Source organism: Nocardioides sp. (assembly GCF_047607365.1).
GTDB lineage: Bacteria > Actinomycetota > Actinomycetes > Propionibacteriales > Nocardioidaceae > Nocardioides.
In genome coordinates this window covers 1-5,448 of the sequence record NZ_JASGDD010000227.1, presented here as the reverse complement: position 1 = coordinate 5,448, position 5,448 = coordinate 1, and the positions used below count along the sequence as shown (strand labels likewise).

The 5,448-nt window shown below is 71.9% G+C and carries 6 protein-coding genes; 5 read left to right on the top strand and 1 reads right to left on the bottom strand.

What is annotated here, in order from left to right:
* The 5 genes from QM572_RS17780 to QM572_RS17760 form a co-directional block, all read left to right on the top strand.
* Nucleotides 1-240 (top strand): alpha/beta hydrolase family protein (locus tag QM572_RS17780; RefSeq protein WP_415095310.1); only part of this gene is annotated, 240 nt, incomplete at its 5' end.
* 180 nt (nucleotides 241-420) lie between these two features.
* Entirely contained in the window at nucleotides 421-1,269 is an 849-nt protein-coding gene (locus QM572_RS17775; RefSeq protein WP_415095309.1) for a GNAT family N-acetyltransferase, read from the top strand.
* Nucleotides 1,270-1,324: 55 nt separating this feature from the next.
* Nucleotides 1,325-1,687: a hypothetical protein gene (locus QM572_RS17770; RefSeq protein ID WP_415095308.1), complete on the top strand. Its 363-nt coding sequence runs from the start codon at nucleotides 1,325-1,327 to the stop codon at nucleotides 1,685-1,687.
* 18 nt (nucleotides 1,688-1,705) lie between these two features.
* The gene (locus tag QM572_RS17765; protein WP_415095307.1) at nucleotides 1,706-3,478 is read left to right on the top strand and encodes a proline--tRNA ligase; all 1,773 of its coding nucleotides are present in this window, start codon (nucleotides 1,706-1,708) and stop codon (nucleotides 3,476-3,478) included.
* Nucleotides 3,479-3,489: 11 nt separating this feature from the next.
* Nucleotides 3,490-4,995, top strand: coding sequence for an acetyl-CoA hydrolase/transferase family protein (locus QM572_RS17760; protein ID WP_415095306.1), 1,506 nt, complete (start codon nucleotides 3,490-3,492; stop codon nucleotides 4,993-4,995).
* 143 nt (nucleotides 4,996-5,138) lie between these two features.
* Here QM572_RS17760 and QM572_RS17755 read toward each other — a convergent pair.
* On the bottom strand, nucleotides 5,139-5,448 hold a 310-nt coding region (locus tag QM572_RS17755; RefSeq protein ID WP_415095305.1), incomplete at its 5' end, for a DUF4439 domain-containing protein.

Sequence of the window (5,448 nt, the reverse complement as noted above, 5' to 3'; positions counted from 1 at the left end):
GCCCACGTCGGCCCGGCGTCGCCCCCGGCCCTGCTGATCCACGGTCTCGCCGACGAGCTGGTGCCGCCCGGCCAGACCGAGCTGCTCGCCGCGGCCTACCGCGCGGCGGGGGTTGAGGTCGAGGTGGAGCTGGTGCCCCACGGCAACCACTGCCTCCTCGGCATCCCGCTCGAGCCCTACTACGACCAGACCGTGTCGTTCCTCGCCCGGCACCTCGGCGGAGACCGCCCACCGCACTAGATGACCACTAGATGACATATTCCAAGGGCTCGCACGCTGCGCGACACTCAGCATCCACGCTCGCGGCGTTGCGGACGCTCGACAGGCGGCCGGCCTGCCCTCGCGCCCGCGCCTTGCGAGCGCGGCGCTGAGCGCCGCTCGCAGCACGACCCCTTGGAATATGTCATCTAGGGTGGCGGCATGCTGACGATGCGCCAGGGGATCCGGGTCCTGGGCCCGTCCGACCTGGACGCCTTCCTCACGCTGGTCAAGCGCGACCCGATCGTCAACGTCTTCGCCGACTACCGCGCCCGGTCCACCAGCCTGGAGCCGCGCTGGCTGGGCGGTGAGATGTGGGGCCGCTTCGACGGCGGCGACCTCGTGGCCGCATGCCACGTGGGCGCCAACCTCGTCCCGATCGGCTGTCGCCCCGACGACGCCCGCGCCTTCGGCGAGCGGGCGCTGACCCGCGGTCGCACCGTCTCCACCATCGTCGGCCCGCATGACGCCGTCGAGTCGCTGTGGGACGCGCTCGGCGGCGCGTGGGGCACGCCCCGCGAGACGCGCTGGCGTCAGCCGCACCTCCAGATCAGCGGCCCGCCGGCCGCCGACCCCGACCCCCTCGTCCGGCGCACCAGCCGCGCCGACCTCGACGCCGTCTATCCCGCCTGCGTCGCGATGTACACCGAGGAGGTCGGCATCTCGCCCGAGTCCGGCGGCGGCGCCGAGCTCTATCGCGCCCGCGTCCTCCAGCTCATGGCCCGCGGCTGGTCCTTCGCCCGCTTCGACACCGACGGCCGCCTCCTGTTCAAGGCGGAGGTGGCCTGCTCCTCGCCCGTCGCCGCCCAGATCCAGGGCGTGTACGTCGTCCCCGACCGTCGCGGGGAGGGCCTCGGCATTCGCGGGATGGCCGCCGTCGTCGACCTCGTCCGCCGCGAGATCGCCCCGACGGTCAGCCTCTACGTCAACGACTGGAACACCGCCGCCCGCCGGACCTACGCGGCGGTCGGCTTCGTGCAGTCGGCCACCTTCTCGACGGTCATGTTCTGAGCCCAGATCCACCGATCTGGGCTGGGCCTGATCGCCCTCTCCGTAGGCTCGGGGCATGGCTCTCACATCCGGCACCAGGATCCTCACCGTCGCCTTCGCCGTCAGCGGCACGATCCACCTCGTGAGGCCGAAGACGTTCGAGTTCATCATGCCCGCCTGGGTCCCGGCCCACCGCGAGGTGATCATCGCCAGCGGCGTCGCCGAGCTCGCCCTCGCCGCGGGGCTCAACGTCCCGGCCACCCGTCGCGCGGCCGGGTGGGGGAGCGCGCTGCTCCTCGCCGCCGTCTACCCGGCGAACGTCCAGATGGCCACGGACTCCCTGCGCACCAGCAGCACGCCGTACAAGGCCGCGGCCTTCGGCCGCCTCCCGCTCCAGATCCCCCTCATCCGCAGCGCGCTGCGCGCCGCCCGCGCGTGACGCCCTAACCTGTGCGCCATGGCCCAGCTCGACCGCATGTCCCATCTCTTCCTGCGCACGCTCCGGGAGGACCCCAACGACGCGGAGGTGCCGAGCCACCGGCTGCTGGTCCGCGCGGGCTACATCCGGCGGGCCGCGCCGGGCATCTTCACCTGGCTGCCTCTCGGGCTGAGGGTCAAGGCGAGGGTGGAGGAGATCGTTCGCGAGGAGATGGCCCGCGCCGGTGCGCAGGAGGTCCACTTCCCGGCGCTGCTGCCGCGCGACCCCTATGAGCGCTCGGGCCGCTGGACCTCCTACGGGGACGGGATCTTTCGGCTCCACGACCGGAAGGACGCCGACTACCTCCTCGCGCCCACGCACGAGGAGATGTTCACGCTGCTGGTCAAGGACCTCTACTCCTCCTACAAGGACCTGCCCCTGACGATCTACCAGATCCAGGACAAGTACCGCGACGAGGCGCGTCCGCGCGCCGGTCTGCTGCGCGGTCGCGAGTTCACCATGAAGGACGCCTACTCCTTCGACCACACCGACGCCGGCCTGGACGCCTCCTACCAGGCGCAGCGGGACGCCTACGAGCGGATCTTCACCCGGCTCGGGCTCGACTACGTGATCGTGGCGGCCGACAACGGGCTGATGGGCGGCGCCCGCAGCGAGGAGTTCCTGCACCCCACGCCCATCGGCGAGGACACCTTCGTCCGCTCCGCCGGAGGCTACGCCGCGAACGTCGAGGCGTTCCGCACCCTCGCTCCGGAGGAGCAGGGCTACGACGACGTGCCGCCGGCGGCGGTCTTCGACTCTCCCGACACCCCCACCATCGAGACCCTGGTCGCCCACGCGAACGCCGTCCTCGAGGGCGACTTCACCGCCGCGGACACCCTGAAGAACGTCGTCCTGGCGCTGACCCAGCCCGACGGCACCCGGGAGCTCGTCGTCGTCGGGCTCCCGGGCGATCGCGAGGTGGACGGCAAGCGGGCCGAGGTCGCGTTCGCCCCGGCCGAGGTCGAGGCCGCCACGCCGGAGGACTTCGCACGGCACCCGCTCCTCACCAAGGGCTACATCGGTCCCTGGACCCCCGACGGTGCGCTGCTGGGAGAGAAGGCGGCCAGCGGCATCCGGTATCTGCTCGACCCCCGGGTGGTGCCGGGCACCGTCTGGATCACGGGCGCGAACGTCGACCAGCAGCATGTGCACTCCCTGGTCGCGGGCCGGGACTTCTCCGCCGACGGCGTCGTCGACGTGGCCGAGGTGCGTGACGGCGACCTGGCGCCGGACGGCTCGGGTCCGGTCGAGATCGCCCGCGGCATGGAGATCGGCCACGTCTTCCAGCTCGGCCGCTACTTCGCCGACGTGCTCGACCTGAAGGTGCTCGACGAGAACGGCAAGCTGGTCACGGTCACGATGGGCTCCTACGGGATCGGCGTGACCCGGGCGGTCGCGGTCATCGCCGAGGGCAACCACGACGACCTGGGCCTGGTCTGGCCGCGCAACGTCGCGCCGTACGACCTCCACCTCGTCGCGGCGGGCAAGGACGCCGCGCTGATCGACGCCGCCGCCACGCTCGCCGTCGAGCTCCGGGCCACCGGTCTCGACGTCCTCTTCGACGACCGCGACAAGGTGAGCCCCGGCGTGAAGTTCAAGGACGCCGAGCTCATCGGCGTGCCGACCATCGTCACCGTGGGCCGCGGCCTGGCCGACGGCCTCGTCGAGGTCAAGGACCGCCGTACCGGCGAGCGGCGGGACGTCCCGCTCGCCGATGCGGTCCCCGCCCTCACCGCGCTCGTCCGCGGCTGAGGCCGGCGGCGTTGACCAGGATCCTCGACCCGGTCCTCGCCGGCCGGGTGACGAGCGCGGACGACGCGGCGGCGCTCATCCGCCACGGCGACGCCGTCGGCTCGTCGGGGTTCACCGGCGCGGGCAGTCCGAAGGCGCTGCCCGCGGCCCTGGCACGTCGCGCGACGGCCGCGCACGCGACGGGCGAGCCGTTCCGCGTCCAGCTCTGGACGGGCGCGTCCACCTCGCCCGAGGTGGACGGCGTCCTGGCCGGGGCGCACGCGCTCTCCAAGCGCCTGCCCTACCAGGGCGACCCGACCCTGCGCGCGGCGATCAACACCGGCGAGGTGGAGTACGTCGACGCCCACCTGTCCCACAGCGCCCAGCACATGTGGTTCGGGTTCTACGGCCACCTCGACGTCGCGATCGTCGAGGTGGCCGCGATCCTGCCGCACGGGCTGCTGGTGCCGAGCAGCAGCGTCGGCAACAACAAGACCTGGCTCGACCAGGCGGACCGCGTGATCCTCGAGGTCAACAGCTGGCAGCCACGCGAGTTCGAGGGCTTCCACGACATCTACTACGGCACCCGCCTTCCCCCGCACCGCGTCCCGCTCCAGCTGACCTCGACGATGCAGCGGATCGGCGACCCCTACCTCCGGGTCGATCCGGCCAAGGTCGCGGCCGTCGTCGAGACCGATGCCCCCGACCGCAACACGCCGCTCAAGCCGGTCGACGACGACTCCCGCGCGATGGCCGACCTGCTGGTCGACTTCCTGCGCCGCGAGGTCCGCCACGACCGGATGCCGCCCGAGCTCCTGCCGCTGCAGTCCGGCGTCGGCAACGTCGCGAACGCCGTGATGGCGGGGCTCCTCGACGCGGAGTTCACCGGCCTGACGTCGTACACGGAGGTGATCCAGGACGGGCTGCTCGACCTCCTCGACGCCGGCAGGCTGACCGGCGTCTCCGCCACGGGGTTCGGGCTCTCGCCCGACGGCGTGAAGCGGTTCAACGACGGCATCAACGGCTACAAGGGCCGCATCCTCCTGCGCAGCGAGGAGATCTCCAACCACCCGGAGGTCGTGCGCCGGCTCGGCATCATCGCGATCAACGGGATGATCGAGGCCGACATCTACGGCAACGTCAACAGCACCCACGTGATGGGCAGCGCGATCATGAACGGCATCGGCGGCTCCGGCGACTTCGCCCGCAACGCGTTCCTCAACTTCTTCGTCTCCCCGTCCACGGCCAAGGGCGGCGCGATCTCCTCGATCGTCCCGTTCGCCAGCCACGTCGACCACACCGAGCACGACGTCCAGGTCATCGTGACCGAGCAGGGGCTGGCCGACCTCCGCGGACTCTCGCCCCGCACCCGGGCGAGGCGGATCATCGACCACTGCGCGCATCCCGCCTTCCGGGACCGGCTCCACGACTACCTCGCGCGCGCCGAGGCGGCGCGGCCGACCGCTCGCCACACGCCTCATCTCCTCGCCGAGGCGCTCGGCTGGCACCAGCGGTTCCTCGACACCGGCCGGATGTGACGCTGCCGGTCGTCGCATTGCACCTTTGTGCAATGCAAAGACATGGGGAAGCCGATCGGTAGCCCTGCCCCCGCCACGCTTGCATGATTGTGCACACGGAAGGGCGGTCCAACCGCAGGTCCCCACAACAGGCGGAGTCCCTTCTAAGCCGGCCCAGTGTCCAGGCCAGCGCGATCCGCGAGCTCGGTGGCTCCGGGGAACATCTCGGGAGTTCCTCGTAGCCCCAGCTCGCGGATCGCTCCCTTCTCGAGTGCCTCGACGGCGTCGGCACGGGTCGTCGCCGACGTCTGCGAGACCACCCATGCGTAGACCTCGTTGGTCCGCGTCTCGACGTCGGCCGCCGCGGCCTTCAGCTGCGCGGGCCGCGCGAGCCGCGCCGGGAGCGGGTACGACGGCGACGCGACGGCCGGCTCCGTCCCGTCCTCCGCCAGCGCGGCGAGCAGGGCGTCGCGG

What these genes read in the sequence shown, in the direction of transcription:
- QM572_RS17775 (WP_415095309.1), top strand. Translation starts at nt 421, where the DNA reads ATGCTGACGATGCGCCAGGGGATCCGGGTCCTGGGCCCGTCCGACCTG.
- QM572_RS17770 (WP_415095308.1), top strand. Translation starts at nt 1,325, where the DNA reads ATGGCTCTCACATCCGGCACCAGGATCCTCACCGTCGCCTTCGCCGTC.
- QM572_RS17765 (WP_415095307.1), top strand. Translation starts at nt 1,706, where the DNA reads ATGGCCCAGCTCGACCGCATGTCCCATCTCTTCCTGCGCACGCTCCGG.